Here is a 3,164-nt window from a genome sequence, read left to right on the forward strand (position 1 = left end):
TTCCTGCGCCCGCACGCCCCCTGGCCGGACCGTGCCCGCACGCCCGCTCCCCACCCGGCCCCCGCCGCACCGCCCACGCCCGCGGCGGAGAAGGCCGACGTCGCCGCCGCCGTGGACGAGGTGAAGCGGCTGCTCGGCGAGGGCCGCATCACCCAGGCGGTCGACATCCTCGGCTCGATCCTGCCCGTCGCCGCCGAGCAGCACGGCGAGCACTCGCCGGTCGTGCGCACCCTGCGCAAGCAGTACGCGGCCACGCTCCTGGACGACGGCCAGTACCGGCGCGCCCTGCCCGAACTGCGCCGCCTCGCCGACGAACGCGCCGCCGAGGCCGGCCAGGCCGACCCGCAGTCCCTGCGCTACCGCTACGAGGCCGCCCAGTGCCTGGAGCAGCTCGGCGAACCCGCGGCGGCGCTCGCCGAGTACCGGGCGCTGCTGGCGTACTACGAGAACCAGTACGTGGCCGCCGGCGACCCGCAGCTCGCCCACGACGTGCGCCGCCGCATCGGCCATCTGCTGCTCGCCCTGGGCGACCGGGCCGCCGCGCACGACACGCTGGTGCGGCTGCTGCACGACGTGGAGCGCGTGCAGGGACCGGGGCACCCGCTGGCCGCCGACATCCGGCGGACGCTGCAGTGGCTGGGACAGGTGCGCTGACGGCGGGACGGCGGGCCGCTGCGCCGTACGGGGCGGACGCCGGTGCCGGAACTCCTCGTGAATCGTTGGTCGAATGGGTTGGCCAGAGCTTGGCCGATGCCTACCATCGATCACCGCAAGACTTTGTGCACCGCCGCACAAGCTCTCCTCAGGAGGTCTCCTTGCACCGCCGCCGTCGCACCGCGCTCCTCCTCACCGCCGCGATCGCCGCAGCGGCGCCCCTGCTCACCGCCTGCGGGAACGACGCGCACCCCGGTGCGGCAGCCGTCGTCGGCGGCGAGCGGATCACCGTGTCGCAGCTGGAGAACAGGGTCGACGAGGTCCGCGCGGCCCAGCGGGCGGCCGTACCGGACGACGCCCAGTACCAGCAGGCCATCGCCCGCACCGGCAGCCTCACCCGCGACACCCTGCACGGCATGGTCCTGGACCGGGTGCTGGAGCGCGCCGCACGGGACGCCGGCGTGACGGTCACGAACCGCGAGGTCCAGCGGATGCGGGCCGGGCTGGAGCAGCAGGCCGGCGGCGCCGAGGCGCTGGAGGCGGCCTGGCTGCAGCAGTACGGCATCCCGCCGCAGCGCCTCGACGCCAACTTCCGCCTCCAGATCCAGGCCCAGAAGCTCGCCCAGCAGCTCGGCACCGACACCAGCCGGCCCGAGTTCTGGCAGGCGCTGTCCGAGGCGGGCGAGAAGCTCGACGTCGACCTCAACCCGCGCTACGGCGACTGGGACGTCGAGAAGAGCAGCCGGGTCGACGCCAGGACGCCGTGGGTACGGGACGTCACGGCGACCGGGATGCCGCAGACGCTCTGACCCGCCGCCCGTGGACGACCGGCCTGTGGACAACGGGCCTGTGGACAACCCGGGGGCTGTCGGCGGGGTGGGCTAGTTTCGCAGTGTGAACGCAATCAGCCCCGCACCGGACCCCGGGACCGGCCCCGGCCGAGTCGTCCTGCTCACCACCAGCCACCGTGTCGCGCCCGGCCTGCTGTCCTGGCCGGCCTGGCAGGCCCTGCACGCGGCCGACAGGGTGCTGTGCGCGGACGGCGCCCACCCGCAGCTTCCGTATCTGCGGGAGGCCGGGACACCGGTCGAGGAGGCGGCACCGACCGCCGAGGAGATCGTCGACGCCTGCGCCGGCGGGCGGACGGTGGTGGTCGTCGCCACCGGCGAGGGCGAGCCCGCCCTGACCGACGGGCTGGCCCGGCTGGCCGGGACCGGCAGGGTGCGGATGCCCGAGCTGGAACTGCTGCCCGCCTCCTACGACCTGCCGGGCGCCCGGCTGCTCGACCTCGTGCAGGTCATGGACCGCATCCGCGCGGAGTGCCCGTGGTCCTCGCAGCAGACCCACAAGGGGCTGGCGAAGTACGGCATCGAGGAGGCGTACGAACTCGTCGAGGCCATCGAGGAGGGCGACCGGGACGAGCTGCGCGAGGAACTGGGGGACGTACTGCTCCAGGTCGTCTTCCACGCGCGGATAGCGGAGGAGGACCCGGACGCCCCCTTCTCGGTCGACGACGTGGCCGGCGGGATCGTCGCCAAGCTCATCCACCGCCACCCGCACGTCTTCGGCGACGAGACGGCCGAGACCCCCGAGGACGTCAAGGAACACTGGCTGCGCACGAAGGCGATCGAGAAGCGGCGCGAGTCCGTGACCGACGGCATCCCCCTCGGCCAGCCCGCCCTCGCCCTCACCGCGAAGCTGGCGTCCCGCGTCCGCACCGCCGGTCTCCCCGTCCCCCTCCCCGCGGGCGAGGGCATCGGCTACGAACTGCTCGCCCTGGCGGTCCGCGCGGAGGCGGCGGGGGTGGATCCGGAGGCGGCGTTGCGGGCGGCCGCGCGGGTGTACCGCGACGCGATACGGGCTGCGGAGGGTGGCCGGGGCGAGGGCTGAGTACGGGGTGCGGGGCGCGGGGCGCGGGGCAGGAGTTTCCCGCCCCCGCCGCCCGTTAGGGTCGCCGCATGCATGACCAGCCCCTCACTCCCGAACTCTTCAGCTGGGAGTTCGCCGCCGATCCCTACCCCGCCTACGCCTGGCTGCGTGAGCACGAGCCCGTGCGCAGGACCCGGCTGCCCAGCGGGGTGGAGGCCTGGCTGGTCACGCGGTACGCCGACGCCAAGCAGACGCTCGCCGACAACCGGCTGTCCAAGAACCCCGCGCACCACGACGAGCCCGCGCACGCCAAGGGCAAGACCGGTATCCCCGGGGAGCGCCAGGCGGAGCTGATGACGCACCTGCTGAACATCGACCCGCCGGACCACACCCGGCTGCGGCGGCTGGTCAGCAAGGCGTTCACCCCGCGCCGGGTCGCCGAGTTCGCGCCCCGCGTGCAGGAGCTCACCGACGGGCTCATCGACCGGTTCGCGGACAGCGGCTCCGCCGACCTCATCCACGAGTTCGCCTTCCCCCTCCCCATCTACGCCATCTGTGACCTGCTCGGCGTCCCGCGCGAGGACCAGGACGACTTCCGGGACTGGGCGGGCATGATGATCCGTCACGGCGGGGGGCCCCGC

At 74.2% G+C, this 3,164-nt stretch carries 3 protein-coding genes and 1 pseudogene; all 4 read left to right on the top strand.

Features of this window, described 5'->3' with window-relative positions; genetic code table 11:
- On the top strand, positions 1 to 654 hold a 654-nt coding region (locus tag B7767_RS25130; RefSeq protein WP_373408237.1), incomplete at its 5' end, for a tol-pal system YbgF family protein.
- 161 nt (positions 655 to 815) lie between these two features.
- Positions 816 to 1,463 carry a SurA N-terminal domain-containing protein gene (locus tag B7767_RS25135; RefSeq protein WP_085574191.1) on the top strand — a complete coding sequence of 216 codons (648 nt, stop codon included), beginning with the start codon at positions 816 to 818 and terminating at the stop codon, positions 1,461 to 1,463.
- Between the two features lie 85 nt (positions 1,464 to 1,548).
- Positions 1,549 to 2,544 carry a nucleoside triphosphate pyrophosphohydrolase gene (locus B7767_RS25140; protein WP_085574192.1) on the top strand — a complete coding sequence of 332 codons (996 nt, stop codon included), beginning with the start codon at positions 1,549 to 1,551 and terminating at the stop codon, positions 2,542 to 2,544.
- A 68-nt stretch (positions 2,545 to 2,612) separates the two neighbouring features.
- Positions 2,613 to 3,164: pseudogene (locus B7767_RS25145) on the top strand (cytochrome P450); the annotation flags it as partial.

The sequence above is a fragment of the Streptomyces sp. 13-12-16 genome, assembly GCF_002114215.1.
GTDB lineage: Bacteria > Actinomycetota > Actinomycetes > Streptomycetales > Streptomycetaceae > Streptomyces.